This window comes from Halomonas sp. DQ26W, assembly GCF_003339685.1.
GTDB lineage: Bacteria > Pseudomonadota > Gammaproteobacteria > Pseudomonadales > Halomonadaceae > Halomonas.
Genome location: NZ_QPKI01000001.1, coordinates 1 through 20333 on the forward strand (window position 1 = coordinate 1; position 20333 = coordinate 20333).

The window sequence follows — 20333 nt, forward strand, 5'->3', positions numbered from 1 at the left end:
ACGACTGGAGGCCGAAGGCCTCCCGGCGGTGTTGCCCGTGCCGGCGACCTCGCCAACGCTGTGGCCTCCGCCAAGGCGCCTGGCGGCGCCAGTCGCGATGCGGAGCAGCGCTCCAACAGCGACCCTCTCCACCGACGGCGCCAGTCGCGATGCGGAGCAGCGCTCCAACAGCGACCCTCTCCACCGACGGCGCCACGCCGCTGTTGGAGTATCTTTAGATCACGACTGGAGGCCGCAGGCCTCCCGGCGGTGTTGCCAATGCCGGCGACCACTGCCAGCGTTTCAGCCTCCGCCAAGGCGCCTGGCGGCGCCAGTCGCGATGCGGAGTCGGGGCTACGAACCGAGCGCTCCAACAAGGAGCGCCTGCGTCGCTATCGCCGAGGCGTCCTTCCACAATGCAGTCTGTGCAGAGCAGATTCACGCCAAAGTGTGAAGAACCAAAAATCAAGGCCATGAATGCCAAGGCCAGATAGAAAAGGCTGGTGTAGAAGGGCTCAGGCCACCAGATCCGGCTTGGCCATTTCCCAGCCGTTGTTGAATATTCGGCAGGAATCAGTCCAGAGCTTCGAGCTTGTCTTGTGTCATCAATTCAAAATCGCTGGGGTCGTGGCGCTCATGCAACTGCTCCTGCGGCTTGCCGGAGGTGCGGTTGACCATGCGCCCGCGCTGTACCGCCGGGCGGGTGTCGATTTCCCTGGCCCAGCGCTGCACGTGCTCATACCCCTGCACCTGCAGAAACTCGCCGGCATCGTAGACGCGGTCGAGCGCCAGCTGTCCGTACCACGGCCACGTCGCGATATCGGCGATGGTGTACTCATCCCCGCCCAGGTAGCGAGTCTCGGCCAGGCGACGATCCAACACGTCGAGCTGCCGCTTGACCTCCATTGTGAAGCGATCGATTGCATACTCTATCCTGGTCGGTGCGTAGGCATAGAAATGGCCGAAGCCACCGCCCAGGTATGGCCCGCTGCCCATCTGCCAGAACAGCCAGTTCAAAGTTTCCGTGCGCCCGGCCGGGTCGCGGGGCAGAAACTCGCCGAACTTCTCGGCCAGATAGAGCAGAATCGAGCCCGACTCGAACACCCGGGTGGGTGGCCTGGTACCGTGGTCCATCAGCGCCGGGATCTTCGAGTTGGGATTGACCTCGATAAATCCACTACCGAACTGATCACCATCGCCGATCTTTATCAACCAGGCATCGTACTCGGCATCCTTGTGACCCAGCGCCAGCAACTCCTCGAACATGATCGTGGCCTTCATCCCGTTGGGCGTGGCCAGCGAATAGAGCTGGAACGAATGCTTGCCGACCGGCAGCGCTTTGTCATGGGTGGGGCCGGCGACGGGTCGGTTGATACTGGCAAACTGCCCCCCGCTCTCCTTCTTCCACTTCCACACCTTCGGCGGCTCGTACTCGTTTTCTTGGCTCATGGCTGCTCCAAAATGCTGAATGACTGCGGTGTGCGCTGGCAGCGCTGGCAGTTCATGGACAAGTCGCCCAGAGTTACCGCACGATAATCTTCCTGGCAAATGATGCCTGACGCGGAAGGCCCTCATTACGGTTTTCTACCCCCACTCCCCTCGGCCAGCTGCACTTTCGCCCTTGGCAATATCGTGCCGGCTGAACACCACCACCTCTCGCGGCCACCACTCGGGGTGATTGTCTCGGATGAAGGCTATCAGCCTTTCGCGGACATTCATTTCCGCTGTCCAGCCGGCAAAGGGATCGGAGGCCATCAGGTAGCAGGAAATGGTCTGGGCCCTTTCGTTCTGGCCGGTGACGTAGCAACACAGCTTATGGTGTTCAATAACGCTGTCCTGTTCCTTGGCATACTCCGTGAATTTTTCTCGAATGATTTGCACATCCGCACTCAAATGGAGAACCAGATCCAGCGTCCGGTACATCTTGGCGTTCTTGATGGAGAGGTTCTCGAATGGCTTGGTAACAAAGTAAGTCACCGGCACGATCAAGCGCCGCTCATCCCACCCTCGCAGCCGTATGAAGGTGTAGAAGATGCCTTCCACGTAGCACCACTGCCCTTCGAACATCACCAGGTCGCCGATGCGTATGGGCTTGGCCAACGATACCTGGAACGAGGACAGAATATTGCCCAGCATCGCCTGGCCCGCGATACCCACCAGCACCGCCAGAACGCTGGCCGATGCCAATAGCGACATGCCCAACGTCTCGAAGAGCTGGATCTGGCTCAGCACATAGACGGAAACGGCAATGACCGTGATCAGAATGATGACCCGGCGCAACGCATAGAGCGAGGTGAGCAGCCTGCGCTCATCCTTGGGCTTGGTGTCGTCGATATCCCCCACGAACCGCCTGGTCACGCTGAGCAGGATGGTATCCACCAGGCGAAGCGCAATCGTCGCGACACCCCAGGCAATGAACATGATCAGCAGAATTCGGATGAAGGTGGTGGCCACGGCCGTGAAGGAAACCACATAGTCGAGCAGTGCCTGGGCGACGAAGGCCATGACGAGAAATGCCATGGGCCCGCGAATCCTGCTGGCGAAGATGCTGGGCACGCCGTTGGGAAACCAGTGTGCCAGCAAACCGACCAAGGCGAAGACACCCCATCCCACCAGGCCGATCAGTAACAGGAAGACGGGAATGGCGATCCACTCCCAGATTTCGAGCATCCCGAATGACGTCTTGAACCGTTCCGGAATGTACGCCTCCAGCAGCGACGGACCGAACGCCTCGTAAAGCACAGGAATTGATGCAACGCTATCGGGAGTGATCAGCCAGACCGGATCCTCGTCGTCCAGCCGGTATCGGGCCAGACGGATATCATAGGTTTCACCCATGGCCTCGAGCGATGCCAACTCAAGATTTCGGCGCGGCACTCCGGCCTGGGGATGCTGACCCGACGGATCCTCGATGGCGGCATCCTGGCGACCGGAAAGGTTGGAGACATTGAACCATTCACCACGCTTTAGTACGGAAGCCAACTGCCGAGCGAGTGCGGCGGCACTCTGCTGCTGCTCAGCCTCGTCCAGCTCAGAAAGGTTAAGCAAGTGAGCCGCAGAGGCATAATCCTCGTTTTCGGCAAGCTGCAGAAAACTGCGGATCGAGTCCCGCGGGGTCAGCCGCTTGACCTCTTCTGGGGCCTCATCAAGCCCGGTGTTTAACGAATCGAGAGAAAACCATAGCCTCTCCTCGCTCTCACTCTCACTCTCACTCTCGCTATCATTCGAGTCCATGCCCCGCGGCACCTGGGCCACGCCGGGACCTGATAGGAAAATAGCCAATGCGATTACGGCCCACACTGCCAACAATCGCCATGCGACGTTTGTAGTCATAGAGTTCATCCTGATTGAAGCGGACCCACTGCCTTTTCCCTCAGACACCGCTGATTGGGCCCGTCCGGCCTATAGCATCAGGCCGACCGGACCGCTAACTGAACGCAGTACAGCTCACCAGCTACCGCTTCGTCCAGTCGTAGGCTGATACGGCTCTCGCAAGGCGGCGGCCGAGCACGGGCAGGTGGAGGAGTAGCCAACCGTGGGGTCGAGAGTGGCGCTGAAACCCTGGGCATCGCTTCACCGCTCAGGTCCATACAGGCCGTACTGGAAAGCTGTCATGGCGGGCACGAATGCATCTGAAGGCTACGAAATATGTTATAGCATAACATGGTTGCGGACGTGAGCCCTGCTGCGAGCCAGCCGCCGCTCCTTAATTTCGGCCACACAGGGCCAGGCTGCTCATCCCATCAACTAAGCGAGTGAGGCTTTTGTATCGTATCGCCCGAAATTAGCATTTTATTATTTCAACGAAAACATGTAGTTCGCGCCAATACCGAAAAATTAAACAGAAAGACTTTGACCCAAGCCAATAACCGTGGCACCGTAGTCACAGCTGGTTAGTAAGCGTTATAGAGTTTCAGTAGTGTTCGATTCTTTCGGCAGTCTGTAATTTATCTCGTTCTACCCGCTATTAACCTGGGTAAAACCAGAAATATTGCAAGGCGCTAAGCGCGAAAGGATTTATATCATGACAACTGGCACAGTTAAGTGGTTCAACGATTCCAAAGGTTTCGGCTTCATTACTCCGGCTGACGGCGGTGATGACGTTTTTGCCCACTTCTCCGAAATTCAGGCAGAAGGCTTCAAGTCCCTGCAGGAAGGCAGCTCCGTCTCTTTTGACGTGACCCAGGGCCAGAAAGGCCTTCAGGCTTCAAATATCAAGCAACTCGCATAACCTGACGGTTTAACGAGTTCTCGAACCTCACGGTTCGATGACAAGGCCCGCTTCGGCGGGCCTTGTTGCGTTATGAATATAACGTTGAGCTCGGCTCGACGAGATGCGCCCTTCCCAGCGGCGCTGGATAAGGCTCCGGCCAGTATTCGACCAGACGGGTGATCTGGCCCTCTCCACCATGAAGAACGAGATGGCCGTCGCCGACTGAACGCCATGGGTAATGGCGACCTCCGTCACCACTTCACCCCCCTCAACTAACCGGTTCAGCGCGAACTGCCAGCGGTGCCAAGCCGCAGGCCCAGAAGACCAAAAAGCAAATAGCCTCACCTTTTCTTCAATTTTTGATTCTAAACACTGCTTTTTATTCTTACAATAGAGTTATCATCTTAATTATCAGTATTTGACCGATCTTCCAGGAAGTGCTGCTAAACTCCTTACCTGACAAGCTCCGCGCCGCGGCGGAGCTTTCTGCATACATTGGCAGGGAGACCTTCATGGCCCGCAATATCATCGTTCTTGGTGCCGGCATAGTCGGCGTATCAGTGGCCTGGCATCTGGTGCGTCGCGGTCATGACGTCACGCTGGTGGACCGCCGCGAGCCGGGGCTCGAGACCTCCTTCGGCAATGCCGGCATCATCCAGCGTGAAGCGGTTCGCCCCTACGCCTTCCCCCGTGATATCGGCACCCTGCTGCGGGTGCTACCCAACCGCAAGGTGGATATTCGCTACCGCCCCACCGGCATGATGAACGCGGCGGGTCCGCTGCTGAACTACTGGCTCAACTCGAGTGGTAAGCGCTACGAGCGAATCGTACGCGAGTGGGCGTCGCTGATCATGCGCTGCCAGGATGCCCACGCGCCGATGATCGAGGCCGCCGGCGCCGAGGCGCTGGTGCGCAAGGGCGGCTGGCTGGAGCTTTACCGCACCCGCAAGGCGTTCGAGGAGTGCCAGAAAGAGGCCAGGGAGAACCACGAGCGCTTTGGGGTCGAGTATGTGGTGCTTGACGCCGAGGCGCTCTATACCAAGGAGCCGTATCTGGGCAAGGGGCTGATCGGGGCGATCCACTGGACGCAGCCCTGGATGGTCTCGGACCCGGGTGGCCTGGTGCAGGCCTACGCCCGCAGCTTTGCAGAACAGGGCGGCCATGTGATGCAGGCCAGCGTCGAGGACGTGTTCCAGGTAGATGGCGGCTGGCGGGTCAATACCAGTGAGGGTGCCCTGGAGGCAGAGCAGGTGGTGGTGGCCATGGGGCCATGGGCCGGAGAACTGCTGGCGAGGCTGAGCATGAAAGTGCCGCTTTTCGTGAAGCGCGGCTACCATATGCACTATTCCGCGGAAGAAGGGGCCAAGCTCAACCACTGGGTAATGGACGCCGAGAAGGGGTTCCTGCTCGAGCCGATGCGCGCCGGGATTCGCCTGACCACCGGCGCCGAGCTTGCCGACCTGGACTCGCCGCCCCAGTACAAGCAGCTGGCCGCCGCCGAGAAAGTGGCACGCAAGCTGTTCCCGCTGGGCAAGCGTCGTGACGGCCAGCCCTGGAAGGGGGCTCGGCCTTGTATGCCTGACATGAAGCCGGTGATCGGTCCGGCCCCCGACAAGGCGGGGCTGTGGCTCGCCTTCGGCCACGGCCATCAGGGCTTTACCCTGGGCCCGGCCACCGGTGAGTTGCTCGCCCAGATGATGGATGGCGAAGAGCCCGCGGTGGATATGACGCCATTCCGCGTCGATCGCTTCTAAATGCAAGGCCACTAGGCTTTGTACGAAAAGTCGGCGAGCGAAGGTCAGGCAAGGCAAAAATTGGTGAAAAAGCGGAGTTTGCTGGGTGTAAATGAGCATTTTGAGCCGATTTTTAACGCCGCATGACCGAGCGCAGGCAGTTTTCGTGCAAAGCCGACGAAAGCGGGCACCCTTAGGGTGCCCGCTTTGTCATGGCTCCCACTACTCCCCTGCCAGGGAAACTCGAGCAGAGTTCCCGCTCGGTAATTTCCGCCACTTATCGCGTCCTGACGGCCTCATGATTACCGCTCGGTAATTATTTTATTGCGGAACAGGGGAACCGTGCCTAGAATTACCGAACAGTAATCACATGCAGGTTCCCATGCCTACCAACGACTCCCCTGCCCACCCGGCACACATTCGCCACAGCGAAGAGCTCGGCAAGCTGGTACGCCAGCTGCGCGCCGAACAGGGGCTATTGCAGATCGACCTCGCCGGCCTGGCCGGCACCGGCAACCGATTCATCGTCGATCTGGAGCGGGGCAAGCCGACCCTGCAACTGCAAAAGGTGTTGGATGTGCTGGACCTGATGGGGCTCGAGGTCGTCGTGCGGCGCAAGGGTGGCAGCCGACATGGCGAGTGACGACACTCTGGCGGTTTACCACGGCGACAAATATGTCGGACGCCTCTACGACGTTCAACCGCTGCACTTTGAGTATGCTACCGAATGGCTGGAGCATCCTGAAGCGGTCAGCCTCTCGCCCTCGCTGCCGCTCATTCAGCAGGTTCACGTTGGCGATGCGGTGCTGGCCTACTTCGAGAACCTGCTGCCGGAAGGCGACCTGCGCCACCATCTGGCACTTCGCCACCACACCACGACCGTTTTCGGCCTGCTGAAGGCCATCGGCGGGGACACGGCCAGCGGCTTCACCTTGCTGCCGCCGGGCGAATCACCGACTCCGCCGCACTATCGCCCTATCAGTTGGGAAGCGCTGGCGGGACACCTGCAACACCGGGAACGAAGCCCCCTGCTCTCGCAACAAGGTGAGGAAGCCCGCATCTCGCTGGCCGGCGCTCAGGACAAGCTACTACTGATGGTGCTGGAAGATGGGAGCCCCGCCATACCGGAAGGGTCGGCGCCTTCCAGCCATATTCTCAAGCCGGACATCCAGGCCCTGAGGGGCGTATGGGGTTCCGCCATCAACGAGACCTTCTGCATGCGGCTGGCCGCCGAACTCGGACTCAAAGTCGCCGAGGCCAGCTACCAGCCCGAGACCCACGCCTGCCTTGTACGCCGCTACGACCGGGTTGCCGATGAACAGGGCGGACTGCGGCGCCTGCACCAGCTCGACTTCTGCCAGCTCGCCGGTACACCTTCGTTGATCAAGTACGAAAGCGACGGCGGGCCCGGCCTGGCTCGCTGTCGCGACCTGCTGCAGCAGGTCGGCGCACCGGCCAAGGACTTGCAGCGCCTGATCGCCTGGTTCTTCTTCAACCTGCTGGTGGGCAACAACGACAGCCACGCCAAGAACCTCGCCATCCTCTATACCGACGAGGGGCCTCGGCTGGCGCCGTTCTACGATCTGATGAGCACGACGCTCTATAGCGGGCTCGCGCGCCGCTTCGCGTTTTGCATCGCCGACGAGGATCGCCCCGGCAGCATCGAACGCTCGCACCTCGAAGCGCTGGCCCGCTCGATGCGCTTCCAGCCACGCTATTTCATACGCCAGGGGCTAGAACTCGCCGAGCGCATGCCAGCAGCCATTGACAGCACACTCGCCTCCCTGAGCACCGTGGCCCATCAAGGTACTGAGCAGACACTACTGGAAAGGCTACAGCAGCGGCTGCTGAGCCATTGCCACAAGCTGCCGGAGCGGTGGCTTGCCGGATAGGGGTGGCCTTTGGCCGCATCGTGGATGAGATGCACCAATGGAAATCCATGGGATCACCAGCTGCGGCAGCAAGGGCTGGCTGGGTGCCACGAACTGGGGCATGAAGGCCATGTGAATGTGGGCCAGCGTACCGACACAGGCCGCAGGCCAGGTTAGTGTGACTCTAATTCTGAGTCCCGATGGCTTCATGGCGAGGCTCAGGCGTGGATACCCGCTATCCACAGGAGCACTCTCCAAGAGCAATCTCCATGAACAAGCACCAGATCGAAGCCCTGAATCACGAGGAGTACCAGACAAATGTCGAACAACCCGATGAACATGATGTTCGCATGGATGAAGATCGCATCTTCCTACAACCAGATGATGCTTTCTTCCAGTGAGGTGATCGTCCGCCGCACCATGATGATGGCCAGCGGCACCATGACCCTCCCCGATGCCATGAGCATGATGATGGAGAAAGGGACGATTTACGCCACCGCGACCGAGCGAGCGGCAGTGGCGATGGCCAGCGGGGCCGACCCCGCAAAAATCACAGCGGCAGCGCTAAAGCCCTACAGCACGAAGACCCAGTCTAACGTGCTCATGCTGCGGCGCTGAGCGGAGCCAGTCCTCCAGCGGCAATCGCCACAGCAAGAACAGAAACGCAAAACCGCCACCCGGGATGATCCGACAGTGGCGGTTTTTATGTTTTTTATCAAACCAGCTGCGCGCCGAGCAGGGGCTATTGCAGATCGACCTCACCGGCCTGGCCGGCACCGGCAACCGCTTCATCGTCGACCTGGAGCGCGGCAAGCCGACCCTGCAGCTCCAAAAGGTATCCTGATTACTCACCTTGATCAGCCATCGGGCCAATCTTGAGCCACACTGAAAGAGCTCGGATGGTCAAGACGTTATAATTCATCCTCCCTTAGCGATTTTCTCCACCAACGTTGCCACGCCGCTGTCGGAGTAGCTTCAGCTCACGACTGGAGGCCGCAGGGCTCCCGGCGGTGTTGCCGGTATTCGCGACAACAACCAACTTTTCAGCCTCCGCCGGGCGCCTGGCGGCGCCAGTCGCGATGGGAACCAGCGCTCCAACAGCTGCCTTCTCCACCGGCGGTGCCACGTCATTGTTGGAGGAAGCTTCAGCTCACGACTGGAGGACGCAGGCCTCCCGTCGGTGTTGCCGACGCCAACGATCACCGCCAACACGGCGGCCTCCACCAGGCGCCTGCTGAGTCTTATGCGTAATCAGGAAAGGTATTGGAGGTGCTGGACCTGATGGGGCTCGAGGTCGTCGTGCGGCGCAAGAGTGGCAGCCGCCATGGCGAGTGACGACACCCTGGCGGTTTACCACGGCGACAAGCCCGTCGGCCGGCTCTACGACGCTCAACCGCTGCGCTTCGAGTATGCCCTCGAATGGCAGGAATTGGCCCCGCGCTTGAACCGTTCGGTTGATGAGCCTATTATATCGGTATTGATATAGGTTCACAGAGGCCAAGGAGGGCAGCGTGGCGCGGAAGAAACCCGTCGCATTCGTCGGAGACTCGAAGGACCGGCTGCGCGACTTCCCTCTGGACGCCAAGCGCGAAGCAGGGTTTCAGATCGACAAGGTTCAAGCTGGAGGACAACCAGACGACTTCCGCCCCATGCCAAGCGTTGGCCCTGGCGTCATGGAGATCCGCATCCGGGAAGACAATGGGGCCTTTCGGGTCTTCTATGTGGCTAACCGGGGCGATGCGGTATTCGTGCTCCACTGCTTCCAGAAGAAAACCCAGAAGACCGCCAAGAAAGACATCGACCTGGGCAAGCAGCGATACAAAGAGCTGCCCTAAGCCCGGCCACCAAGCGAGGTGACACCATGGCCATCGAGTATTATGACAGCGTATGGGACGCCATTGAGGACACTCCCGAAGAGGCGCTGAACATGCGTCTGCGCTCCGAGCTCATGGCAAAGATCGCCGGCCGTGTCCGGGAGTGGGACATCACTCAGAATGAGGCCGCGCACCGACTGGGCATCACCCAGCCTCGCCTCAACGACCTGCTGAACGGCCGCATCAACAAGTTCAGTCTGGACGCTCTGGTCAACCTGACGGGGCCGGCTCACTTCCATCTCGAGCTGGCGATTGAGGACGAGAAAGAAGTGGCCGCCTGATAGGTTGGCCCCACCCGCCCGCTCAGTGCCCCACTAGCCCGATCGCAGCGCCTGCAGCACCAGCCGCCGCTCCAGGTGCTCGTTCCAGCCGCTGGGCCGATCCAGCTCGAGCCGGGCCAGCAGCGACTGTTCAGCGTCGCTGGTTTGGCCTGCGCCCAGAGCGCCGAGTAGGGCCTTCAGCTTGCCGCTTCGGGTGGCGGTGCGCGCCTTGAGCTGCTTGAGGGCCTTGCCCAGGGTCAGCTCCTCGTCGGTAAAGTCGGTGCCAAACGGAAAGCGGGGAAAGACCTGCTCGCCGCCCATCCGCTCAAACTGCTGCGCCAGTTGCTCCGGGGTATTGTCCCGCCAGAGCGCGGGAATCTCGACGTCGGCGGCCACTTTGCCGGCGTCCTTGGCCTGCGCCAGCAGCTCGGACTGGAAACGCGCATCGGCAATGGCGATCAACGCCAGGCACACCTCCTCATCAGAGCGACCACGCAAATCGGCGATACCGTATTCGGTCACCACGATATCGCGCAGGTGGCGGGGAATGGTGCAGTGGCCGTAGCTGAACAAGATATTGGACAGGGTTTTGCCTCCGGCCTCGCGGGTACTTCGCAGGGTGATGACCGAGCGAGCCTCGCTCAGCTCGTGGGCCATGGCGACAAAATTGTACTGCCCGCCCACACCGCTGATCACCCGCCCATCCTCCAGGCCATCCGATACCACCGCCCCATCGATCGTGCATAGCATGGCGGAATTGATAAACCGCGCATGCTGGCGCTGGGCCACCTTGAGCCGCTGATTCCCGAAGCGGTGATCGTAGAGATCATTGATGTAGTTGACGCTGGTCATGTTGATGCGCGCACGCTCGGCGGCGGGCAGCTCGCGCAGCTTGTCGTAAAAACGCCGCGGCCCCAGATAGAAACCGCCGTGCATCACCACACCCTTGGCCGCGTCGGGGTGGTCGCTGCTCTCGGGGTCGATCTCGCCCCGGTTGATCGCTTCCTGGAAGTCGGCGTCGGCAAAGACCCGGCGCTTGAGCACATCGCCTTCCATCAGGTAGATAAAGCCATCCACCATCATCTCGCTGCAGCCATACAGCCCCTGGCTGAAGGATTGGGTGTCGCCCCACTGCTCAGCCACCGGAAACCGCTGGGCCACCTGCAGGTCCTTGTAAAGCGCTTGCCACCGGGCATTGTCCCGCTGGCGCAACAGGGTACTGTGCACCAGCGCCGCCCCCAGGGAACCGATGCCGATTTGCAGCGTGCCGGCATCCTTCAGCAAAGTACTGGCGTAGAAGCCGATCAGGTGATCTTCCGACGAGATGGGTGTCTGGGGCGCGCTGAACAGCGGATAGTCGGTCCCCGGGCTCTCCAGCAGCAGATCAAAATCAGTACGCGCCACAGCCGCGTCATTACCCAGGTACGGCAGGTGCCGATTGGTTTCCGCGACGCAAGCGGTGGCATAGGGCTGCTCGCGCAGCTGGGGTAACAGATCCAGGGTCAGGTCCGGATTGCAGCTCAGGCTCACCGTCTCGTCCCGCTCGTCGGGCGATACCAGTTGACCGATCACATTGATGCCCTGGGCCATTAAATCACGCAGCGCGTGGGTGTAGTTGGTGCAGATATAGTGGCGCTGCTGGTCGGTGTTGTTCTTCAGGTTGCCGGCCTGGAAAAAGAATTCGGCCACCGTGACATTGTCCGGCAGGCGGTTGGCCTGGGCATCTCGGGCATAGGCCAGCTCGGGGATATCGCCGTACAGACGCTCGATAAACGGCCCCAGGAAACGGCGTTCCAGGGAGGAGCTGCCCGCCGGTGCCAGCAAAGAGAGAGCGGTGACGATATGCAGCTTGATCGTCGGATCACACTGGGCGCGGGCATAGAGGGCGTTCACAAAACGCAGGGGTTTACCCAACCCCAGCGGCAGCCCTAACACAATGTTCTTGCCCACCCGCTTGATGACCTGATCCACGCACGCCTCAGCGTCCTGATAACTCACCGGCTCGCCCATAGCCTGAACCCCATCCTTGGCTTCGTTACGCTTCAAGCTAGCACATGGGGACACGACTCCCCTTCCCACCTTCCAACCTGGCCACCTCGCCACATTCATTCGCCAAAAGCGAAGACCTCGGCAAGCTGGGCGCCAGCTGCACACCGAGCAAAGGCTATTGCAGATCGACCTCGCCGGCACTGGAAATCGCTTCATCGTCGACCTGGAGCGAGGCAAGCCAACCCTACAGCTGCAAAAGGTGTTGGACGTGCTGGACCTGATGGGGATCGAGGTGGTCATGCGGCGCCAGGGTGGCAACCGCCATGGCGAGTGGCGACACTCTGGAGGTTTACCAGCCTGTAGGCCAGCCAACGGCCATGACGCGCCACCACACATGAAAAGAAGGTTGTTGGAGGTAGCTTTAGCTCGCGACCGCGGTGTTGCCAACCTTGGAGAGAACACCAACAATAGTGCGGCACAGAAAGTGAGGAAACCAGCCGCTTTTATTTCCTTCACTGAGATAGACACTCAATGGCAGGAATCGGCCAGAAGAGGACGTTGAGACATCTGTAATTAATAACGCAAAAGAGCCGCAGCTTGAAAGCCGATGAGCAGATTTCAAACCGCCGCACGTAAACGAATTATCATGTTTTCCTCCCAATGTATGGAGTAACATCACAAATTCTGACGTCGTGCTTTTTCATTTCGTAATAGTCTCGAACCCGGCTGACACTGTCGCCGTACTTCTCTTTGATGTGCTCCAAAATCTTTGGGTTCCTGCTGAGGACGCTGGTCAACGCACGGCCCCCATTGAAGAACTTGAGAGGGTACTCGGTACCGACAACGTACAGGTACTTCTTCTTGTCAGTTTCGTGTTCCGCCAGTTCGAAAAAATCCTTAAAGATGCCATTCTGTCGAATTGACTCTGATCCGCCCTGCCAGTCAATGAACTTATACTCGGCAACACGAATAGTTGTCTCAAGATCGAACTGCCGACCAGTGTTGCCAGCCCCCAACGACACGCTCTCTACTTTTTCCTCTGGCTCAAGTAGACCAGAAAGAGAGCGAAGTATGCCGGCAGCATGAATAATTACATTGATCTGACCCGCGACGCGTTTTATAGCTATGGCGGAGTCCATAAAATCACCATTGATTCCTCGCGTCGCACAGAAATCGTCCACGTTTTCGACGCCGGAGCCAACAATTAGACGTTCAATATCCGAGAGACTCCCGGTCAGCGAGTCTCCTTGGAATGCCTCAAGAGCTTGAAGTGCCTTATCGATGGTCATTGCTTACCTTTGTGCGTATACAGATGTACGAGAATGCAGCCTATTCTGGCACGGTGCTCTGTTTCGTCATCTGCCGAGCCAGCTCCACCAACTGTAAGCTGAGGTTCTGCATTCGGCCAGGAGCGGTCCTTCATCACATGCTGATATTACCAAGCAATAAAGTGGTAGTCCTTTTCTGCTATGATCAATTAACCTATCGGAAACAACAGTCCTCGGCTAATCAGTTAGCTATCTCATCTATCCTGCAAGCTCAAAAAAGCGCGCAGCATGAAACATGGAGGGCATCACCACCAACCCCACAATAGGCAACCAAGGACCGACCCCATCTCTTGTCAGAGTTCCTCCAAACACCCCTGCTATGGTAGCCAATATGAACACCGGAATCAGCTTGAATATGGGCTGATAAGAGATCCATAGCCAAGCTACAAGGTAACCCATACCCAATAGGCTAGCGAGAACGAAAGCCAATCGGGCCTCAGGCGCACGATGCTTCTGACGTTCCAGATCATACCCCTCCTGCACCATGACCTGCCCCATTCCAATGAAGAAGCCACAGATCGTACAGGCCAAGGCCACTAGAAGATAAAAATCCAGCTCACTCATGCTTACTCCATACCCAGACGACAACCACTAATCTTCCTGTAGCTGTGTGATTATGCCCATTTTGGAGCGCCTGCACAGGGTCATTACCTAGCTCTAGAATATCATTCATACGGGCTATAACTCCACATCCAGACAGAAGCATTTTTTCAAAATTTACTGAAGCAACAATAAAGCTTAGCTACAACAACGAAGGGAGGGCCGAATGGATCGACTTGTTAGTAGGATAAATTATCAGCTCGAAACTTTCCTAATGATTCTGCCCACACATTGGTAATTTTAAGCAGTTGCGCACCAAGGTCACGAAGGCACTCCGGCGTGAAGACGCCGTATTCTTGGTTGATGTAATCCATGACATTGCCATGAGCCAGGTTATGCCTAATGCGTACGACTTCAGCATACGGCTGTCTCTTCTCTATCTTCGCATCGAAATCGGCTTCGCTCGGAAAGGCTAACTCCGCAATCGGAATGCCTCTCTCGCGGCTTTGCCAGAGTAGCGAGTTGCTAAGAGTTGGCCCAAGCTCGTCATCTACGGCTTTACTGGCTAACTGATGGTTAGTAACACGTAGACTCGCCTCAATACCGTTAATAAAACTCACACAGGCCGGAATATAAAGTTCTGCGTTCAACGCTTGCTCTGCCTGAACGAAAAACCAATGCAACTCGGCTGCACCCAGCTTTTCAATAAAATGCGTTCCTGTAGTCACGTGACCCGTGTCCTCCTAAAGTGATTAGATTGACAATTCTATGATTGGATGGACGAACCTGCTGCATTTCCCGCCATACCCGCAGGGGGTCACTTCACATTCTCAACTACTGACCGTCTGCAGGCTTCAGCGCAGACGAGCATATACTGGACCATCCTATACATTCCATCCGTGGAGGTCCATGCCATGAACACCTCAACAACCGCTACCCATGAGCCCTGGAACAAAGGCAAGCTGGTCGGTCAGAAGACTCCGCTTCGCCTCAAAGACATTTGGGCCATTCGTGTCAGACTGCAGCTTGCTGAGAAGACACGAGATCTGGCGCTATTTGAGCTAGCGATCGATAGCAAACTACGTGCCTGTGACTTAGTCAAGTTGCGCCTCCGAGATGTATCCCATGGCAACCATGTGTCTTCAAGAGCCATCGTCACACAGCAGAAAACGAAGAGGCCAGTACAGTTTGAAATAACCGAGCAGACTCGCAATGCCTTAGAAGAGTGGATGCGGCTTGCACATCTCCGTAACGATGACTACTTGTTTCCAAGTCGCCTGAATAGCTCGTGTCACTTGTCTACGAGGCAGTACGCGCGCATCGTTAAATCCTGGGTAACCGCTATTGGCCTGGAGCCTTCAGCCTATGGCACTCACACGTTGCGGCGCACCAAGGCATCGCTAATTTATCGCCGAACGAAAAACCTGAGAGCCGTTCAACTGCTCCTAGGCCATACGAAACTCGAAAGCACCGTAAGATACCTAGGGATTGAGGTGGATGACGCTTTGGCCATGGCTGAGCAGACAGAGGTCTAGCGAGGCCAGCGACGGCTTAGCCTCTAGGCCGTCGCTATCCGGCCATAAGCGGCCATTCAGCAAGACCTGGTTTTACACCAAGCTAAACCACTGGCTTGGAGCGCAGCACAGTACCGGTTGGCTTCACCTGCTGATTATGATTATAGATGCATGACGAACTCCTGAGGCCTATAGTCTGCTGCCTTCTGCAACGCCTCAATGTGGACCGCTTCCAAGAAGTCACATAAGTACTCTATCAACTCCACCGAAAGTTCGGACACTGGTATCAATGCCTTCGGCAACACATCTCCTCTCTTCCCCCAATCCAAAGGATGCCGAAGACCATCCACTGGTAGTTCACTTCTGGTGGCCCTCACGATATGGTGGCTTTGGCGGACAACCAGAACTGCGTCAATGTTCTCGAAACTGACAGGCTCCCCTTCATCTTGAAAGAAACTTTTTTCGGTAAGCAGGCCACTGGCCTTATTCATGAGCGACGAGATAGGTTCATATGCAAAGTCATCCCAAACGATTATTAACACACATACGCAATTGGGGTTATGTTTCTTAAATCCACTGAACTTTAAATCCGCGGACACCAAGAAATCTTTTACGACATTATCCCGCGGCAGGACAATGGAATTTGCCCCATGACCCATCATACTCGCTAGTTCAATAGCACCCTCTTGCCTGGATGGAAGCTCAATTGCGGCATTACCACGATTATTGTGGTGCTCAATAAACTGTCTACATTTAACTTCGAAATATAGTTCCTTATCGTGGAACGTTACACCTAGCTCAGGATTCTTTTCGCTTCCTTCCGCGGTCGGCTCGTGAACAAACGTTGCTTCGCCGCCTCCTTTCTCTATAATGTGGCAGATAGCATATAACTCAGATAGAAGTTGAATTATCTGCTCATAATGAGGCAAGTGTTTATCTTTACCAGATAGCGACGAGAGTCTTGTGGAAAACTCCTCGCTATATCCATTCAGCGAGCATTCAATTTCAAGACATGAATCGACAATAGAGGCAGCGAGGAAATGTTCGCATCCACGGGCATATGTCGAAAAATGATAAGCCAGCCAGTGCCACCCGTCTCCATAAATCTTCTCGACGAACATTTTAACTATTTGCTCTCGTGTCAGCATTTCACACTGCCTCCATGGGTCATAACGACCAGATTCACCATTACTTGACTGCAATGATCGGAGCGGCAACGAAGGAAAACATCGGTCAAGTGCTGTTAAGGCACGGCGTTAGATGTTCATCATAGTCGACGAATTAAGTTCTTCGCCCATATCATGCAAAACTCAATTGCCCAGTCTGTTTGTGGGGCGGAAAGTTCCGGAACTGGTTGGCTACCGGCACCATGCCCGAAAGGATTTCGAACCTTAGAGAAGAACCCGACCAGGCTCTCTCGCTCCCAATCATTTATTAACTCACCATTTGCTTTTGCTCGAAGGTTGTCAATGTAGTTTGCTGCCCCTTTTTCGGTACCCCGGGTCCAGCCCTTGGTGTCAGAGATAATCTTGATGGTGCTTTCCAGAGCCTTCGCTGCAAATAGTACCGGATCTCGTCCACCACTATCCCGGAGGTCAATAGCTTCTTTCATATCATGATCGACGCTTTGCCACATTGGATCGCCAACCAACATCCAGAACGGCTGCTCTATCTGTCTCATAACGGCTTCATCCTCCGAGATTTGAATGAATCCATTATGATAGTGAAGCTTCACCCGAGAGCGACGGAACCGCTCGTTTAGTTCGTTGCATGATGCCCGAAACATCTCGTTCTGAGTTTTGTTCCACGCGCGAAGTCCATCACCTCGATTGCCGGGCAGACGTATTCCCCGTTGTGGCTTCAGCTTCGCCTCTAGCTTTGCTTCTTGAACTCGTCTATCGAGGCTAGCGTTAAGCTCTAAAAGTTGTTCTTCTCGATGGCGGAACGCTAGTTCTATGAAGCTCAGGCGTTCCTTGATGAACTGATCGGCTGGCACGGAACCATCGTACTCGGCGAGAACAAAGGTCTCGCACACCTTAATTTTCGACCACGATCCGCTAGTCCAGTGTTTATTACCATTCCACTGGGTGTAGTAACCATAAGTAGGGGAAGACAAATCCTTAAGACCAAGCTCCATCGCCAACTTCTTGTTGAGTCCGTCCCATATCGCTTTAGCTTCGGGTTTTTCCTTGCCGTCGGCGTCGTAGTAGGGGAAAAGCTGCTCGGCAACGATTCGAAATCCTTGAGCTAGCAATCTCCGCGCGTTTTCGTTGAAGCTGTCCCATATGGGATTTCCCAAGTATCTATAAGCAAAGATATCAGTGAGCATCAACAGGCCATTTATGTCCGAATTTTAGGAATCTGATCTTACTCAGGATCACGTAGAATCTCCTTCCGTGCACTAACACCGATGAGCATGCGTGCGGGCTTTGCCGCTATGTAGGCTTTGGGTCGTTAACTGAAGCAACATTCCACCAATGGCTTCCAATTATTTTATTCCTAATCATTCCGACCTTCCGCTGCCCAATCTTTTAGCTTTTCTTCAAGGTCACTAAAAATCATGATGTGCCGAAGCCTGAACTGAGGGTCAGTAGCGGCCTTCTGCAGGCGTTGTGCCAATAAAGAGGCGCAGATTTCACGATCCCCCTCTGACAACGAATCAGATTTCATGCTTTCACCCAAAATATGGCAAACATTCATAAATGGAGCGATGCGCTCCTTATTATAATACGCTTGCTCACGGAGCACCCTCAACTGCTTGAGATTCTCAGGTAGTTGACAAATCCTGTTCACGAAAGCCTGATCGTCATATTGAGCTTTTAGCTCCGCTTGAACTCTAGCAATATATACCCTTGCCTTTATTAATTCAAACATTTATCACCTTGGCACCTTGATATGAAAACAAAATTGCGAGGTTTAGAAAATGTCCGCTTAGGGTCGTTTTCTGCCCTTCGCTCAACCCTCGGAAACCGTCGATACCAAGCTGCCCTCATCAAGCCACGACAACCTCCGCCAGTCGCGAGCTAAAGCTACCTCCAACAATCGTTAATGCGACCGTTAATGGCTATCACGGATCGGAATCGGAACTCTGCACTACGACTTAGCCAGACTAGTCTGATTCTTTAATACGGGCTAACGTTTTATCTTCCGTAATACTTCTCAAAGGCAATGAAATCGAAATATCCGGCTGCTGTCATGTGCCTAAACACACTACCGCCCGGGGATGACATCCTTTCCCTGCGACCGTCCTTGTCTGCGTTGTACTGCCTGTTCTATCGACGGTCGTCTCAGCAACCTTAACCTGAGTTAACTAGACCCTGTAACGAATTGCAAAGAAAAAGGGCCTACCTTTTGGTAGACCCTTGATCACAACCAGCTTAGCCGTGTCAGGCATTCTGCCTAGGCGCGCCTCACTCCCACTCGATCGTCGCGGGCGGCTTGCTGCTGACGTCGTACGTCACGCGGGAGACGCCGGCGATCTCGTTGATGATGCGGTTGGAGACCTTCTCCAGCAGCTCATACGGCAGGTGGGCCCAGCGGGCGGTCATGAAGTCGATGGTTTCCACGGCACGCAGGGCGATGACCCATTCGTAGCGGCGGCCGTCGCCGACCACGCCGACGGACTTGACCGGCAGGAACACGGCGAAGGCCTGGCTGGTCTTGTGGTACCAGTCGGCGTTGTGCAGTTCCTCGATAAAGATGGCGTCCGCTTCGCGCAGGATGTCGGCGTACTCCTTCTTCACTTCGCCGAGGATGCGCACGCCCAGGCCCGGCCCCGGGAAGGGGTGGCGGTAGACCATGTCGTAGGGCAGGCCGAGTTCGACGCCGAGCTTGCGCACTTCGTCCTTGAACAGCTCGCGCAGCGGTTCGACCAGTTTGAGCTTCATGGTCTCGGGCAGGCCGCCGACGTTGTGGTGCGACTTGATCACGTGGGCCTTGCCGGTCTTGCTGGCGGCGGATTCGATCACGTCGGGGTAGATAGTGCCCTGAGCCAGGAAGTCGACGCCTTCGATCTTGCTGGCCTCGTCGTCGAACACCTCGATGAAGGTGTTGCCGATCGCCTTGCGCTTGGCTTCGGGGTCGGCAACGCCCTTGAGCTTGTCGAGGAACAGCTCCTCGGCGTCAACGCGGATCACCTTCACGCCCATGTGCTTGGCGAAGGTCTCCATCACCTGCCCGCCTTCGTTCTTGCGCAGCAGGCCGTTGTCGACGAACACGCAGGTGAGCTGGTCGCCGATGGCGCGGTGCAGCAGGGCAGCCACCACGGAGGAGTCGACGCCGCCGGAGAGGCCGAGCAGCACGTGGCGGTCGCCCACCTGGTCGCGTACCCGGGCGATCTGGTCTTCGATGATCTTGGCCGGTGTCCACAGCTTCTCGGCGCCGCAGATGCCGACGACGAAGTGCTCGAGGATGCGCTGGCCCTGCAGGGTGTGGGTCACCTCGGGGTGGAACTGCACGCCGTAGAAGTGCTTCTCGGCCCAGCTCATGGCGGCGATGGGGCAGCTCGGGGTGGAGGCGGTCACGGTGAAGGTGTCCGGGGCACGGGCGACCTTGTCGCCGTGGCTCATCCACACGTCGAGCAGCGCCTTGCCGTCGTGGTCCACATGGTCCTTGATGTCGCGGAACATGTCGTCGCTGCTGTCGATGGTGACCTGGGCGTAGCCGAATTCATGCTTGTTGGAGCCTTCCACGGTGCCGCCGAGCTGCTCGGCCATGGTCTGCATGCCGTAGCAGATGCCCAGCACCGGCAGGCCCAGCTCGAACACGCACTGCGGCGCCCGGGGCGAGCCCTCGGCCACGGTGGACTCCGGCCCGCCGGACAGGATGATGCCGTTGGGGGCGTACTCGCGGATCTCGTCTTCGGTGATGTCGAAGGCGCGAACCTCGGAGTAGACACCGATCTCGCGTACGCGACGGGCGATCAATTGGGTGTACTGGGAGCCGAAGTCGAGGATCAGAATCTTGTGGGCGTGAATGTCGGTCATCTAGGCGTCTCTTGCTGGCAGCGTATGGCGGCGGGCCGGATACAAAA

Annotated in this window: 20 protein-coding genes; 10 read left to right on the plus strand and 10 right to left on the minus strand. The window is 57.0% G+C overall.

Annotated features, from left to right (window positions below; genetic code table 11):
• Window positions 1-552: 552 nt before the first annotated feature.
• Together yghU and DU490_RS00010 are read right to left on the minus strand one after the other, a co-directional pair.
• Window positions 553-1428 carry a glutathione-dependent disulfide-bond oxidoreductase gene (yghU, locus tag DU490_RS00005; protein WP_114572299.1) on the minus strand — a complete coding sequence of 292 codons (876 nt, stop codon included), beginning with the start codon at window positions 1426-1428 and terminating at the stop codon, window positions 553-555.
• A 135-nt stretch (window positions 1429-1563) separates the two neighbouring features.
• Entirely contained in the window at window positions 1564-3312 is a 1749-nt protein-coding gene (locus DU490_RS00010; protein WP_114572300.1) for a mechanosensitive ion channel family protein, read from the minus strand.
• Between the two features lie 691 nt (window positions 3313-4003).
• On the opposite strand from DU490_RS00010, the gene DU490_RS00015 reads away from it, so the two are divergent.
• The 8 genes from DU490_RS00015 (at window position 4004) to DU490_RS00055 (ending at window position 9951) form a co-directional block, all read left to right on the plus strand.
• Window positions 4004-4210, plus strand: coding sequence for a cold-shock protein (locus tag DU490_RS00015; RefSeq protein ID WP_114572301.1), 207 nt, complete (start codon window positions 4004-4006; stop codon window positions 4208-4210).
• 494 nt (window positions 4211-4704) lie between these two features.
• Window positions 4705-5946, plus strand: coding sequence for an FAD-binding oxidoreductase (locus DU490_RS00020; RefSeq protein WP_114572302.1), 1242 nt, complete (start codon window positions 4705-4707; stop codon window positions 5944-5946).
• Between the two features lie 361 nt (window positions 5947-6307).
• A complete protein-coding gene (locus DU490_RS00025; protein WP_114572490.1) occupies window positions 6308-6568 on the plus strand; it encodes a helix-turn-helix transcriptional regulator in 261 nt (86 codons plus the stop codon).
• A complete protein-coding gene (locus DU490_RS00030; protein WP_114572303.1) occupies window positions 6558-7817 on the plus strand; it encodes a type II toxin-antitoxin system HipA family toxin in 1260 nt (419 codons plus the stop codon). The genes DU490_RS00025 and DU490_RS00030 overlap by 11 nt, the downstream gene beginning before the upstream one ends.
• Window positions 7818-8114: 297 nt before the next feature.
• Window positions 8115-8414, plus strand: coding sequence for a hypothetical protein (locus DU490_RS00035; protein WP_147270434.1), 300 nt, complete (start codon window positions 8115-8117; stop codon window positions 8412-8414).
• Window positions 8415-9120: 706 nt separating this feature from the next.
• Window positions 9121-9282, plus strand: coding sequence for a hypothetical protein (locus DU490_RS17070; protein WP_181869910.1), 162 nt, complete (start codon window positions 9121-9123; stop codon window positions 9280-9282).
• A 25-nt stretch (window positions 9283-9307) separates the two neighbouring features.
• Entirely contained in the window at window positions 9308-9631 is a 324-nt protein-coding gene (locus DU490_RS00050) for a type II toxin-antitoxin system RelE/ParE family toxin (RefSeq protein WP_114572305.1), read from the plus strand.
• Between the two features lie 26 nt (window positions 9632-9657).
• Window positions 9658-9951, plus strand: coding sequence for a helix-turn-helix domain-containing protein (locus tag DU490_RS00055; RefSeq protein ID WP_114572306.1), 294 nt, complete (start codon window positions 9658-9660; stop codon window positions 9949-9951).
• Between the two features lie 33 nt (window positions 9952-9984).
• Here DU490_RS00055 and DU490_RS00060 read toward each other — a convergent pair whose 3' ends face one another.
• The gene (locus DU490_RS00060; protein ID WP_258801040.1) at window positions 9985-11976 is read right to left on the minus strand and encodes an acetyl-CoA hydrolase/transferase C-terminal domain-containing protein; all 1992 of its coding nucleotides are present in this window, start codon (window positions 11974-11976) and stop codon (window positions 9985-9987) included.
• A 121-nt stretch (window positions 11977-12097) separates the two neighbouring features.
• Between DU490_RS00060 and DU490_RS17370 the strand changes: the two genes are divergently transcribed.
• Window positions 12098-12481, plus strand: a complete 384-nt coding sequence (locus DU490_RS17370; protein WP_181869921.1) for a hypothetical protein — start codon at window positions 12098-12100, stop codon at window positions 12479-12481.
• 82 nt (window positions 12482-12563) lie between these two features.
• Here DU490_RS17370 and DU490_RS00070 read toward each other — a convergent pair whose 3' ends face one another.
• The 3 genes from DU490_RS00070 to DU490_RS00080 all read right to left on the minus strand — a co-directional run bounded on the left by DU490_RS00070 (window position 12564) and on the right by DU490_RS00080 (window position 14515).
• Window positions 12564-13208: a hypothetical protein gene (locus DU490_RS00070; protein WP_114572309.1), complete on the minus strand. Its 645-nt coding sequence runs from the start codon at window positions 13206-13208 to the stop codon at window positions 12564-12566.
• A 237-nt stretch (window positions 13209-13445) separates the two neighbouring features.
• Window positions 13446-13811, minus strand: coding sequence for a hypothetical protein (locus tag DU490_RS00075; protein WP_114572310.1), 366 nt, complete (start codon window positions 13809-13811; stop codon window positions 13446-13448).
• 215 nt (window positions 13812-14026) lie between these two features.
• Entirely contained in the window at window positions 14027-14515 is a 489-nt protein-coding gene (locus DU490_RS00080) for a hypothetical protein (RefSeq protein WP_114572311.1), read from the minus strand.
• A gap of 186 nt (window positions 14516-14701) precedes the next feature.
• Here DU490_RS00080 and DU490_RS00085 point away from each other — a divergent pair, with 186 nt between their 5' ends.
• The gene (locus DU490_RS00085; protein WP_114572312.1) at window positions 14702-15322 is read left to right on the plus strand and encodes a tyrosine-type recombinase/integrase; all 621 of its coding nucleotides are present in this window, start codon (window positions 14702-14704) and stop codon (window positions 15320-15322) included.
• A gap of 140 nt (window positions 15323-15462) precedes the next feature.
• Here DU490_RS00085 and DU490_RS00090 read toward each other — a convergent pair whose 3' ends face one another.
• From DU490_RS00090 to guaA, 4 genes are all read right to left on the minus strand, one after another.
• Window positions 15463-16449 carry a hypothetical protein gene (locus DU490_RS00090; protein WP_114572313.1) on the minus strand — a complete coding sequence of 329 codons (987 nt, stop codon included), beginning with the start codon at window positions 16447-16449 and terminating at the stop codon, window positions 15463-15465.
• A 119-nt stretch (window positions 16450-16568) separates the two neighbouring features.
• Complete coding sequence (locus DU490_RS00095) at window positions 16569-17630, minus strand: AbiJ-NTD4 domain-containing protein (RefSeq protein ID WP_114572314.1); 1062 nt, start codon at window positions 17628-17630, stop codon at window positions 16569-16571.
• A gap of 170 nt (window positions 17631-17800) precedes the next feature.
• Window positions 17801-18175 carry a hypothetical protein gene (locus DU490_RS00100; RefSeq protein ID WP_114572315.1) on the minus strand — a complete coding sequence of 125 codons (375 nt, stop codon included), beginning with the start codon at window positions 18173-18175 and terminating at the stop codon, window positions 17801-17803.
• A 536-nt stretch (window positions 18176-18711) separates the two neighbouring features.
• Complete coding sequence (guaA, locus tag DU490_RS00105; RefSeq protein WP_114572316.1) at window positions 18712-20286, minus strand: glutamine-hydrolyzing GMP synthase; 1575 nt, start codon at window positions 20284-20286, stop codon at window positions 18712-18714.
• Window positions 20287-20333 lie beyond the last annotated feature (47 nt).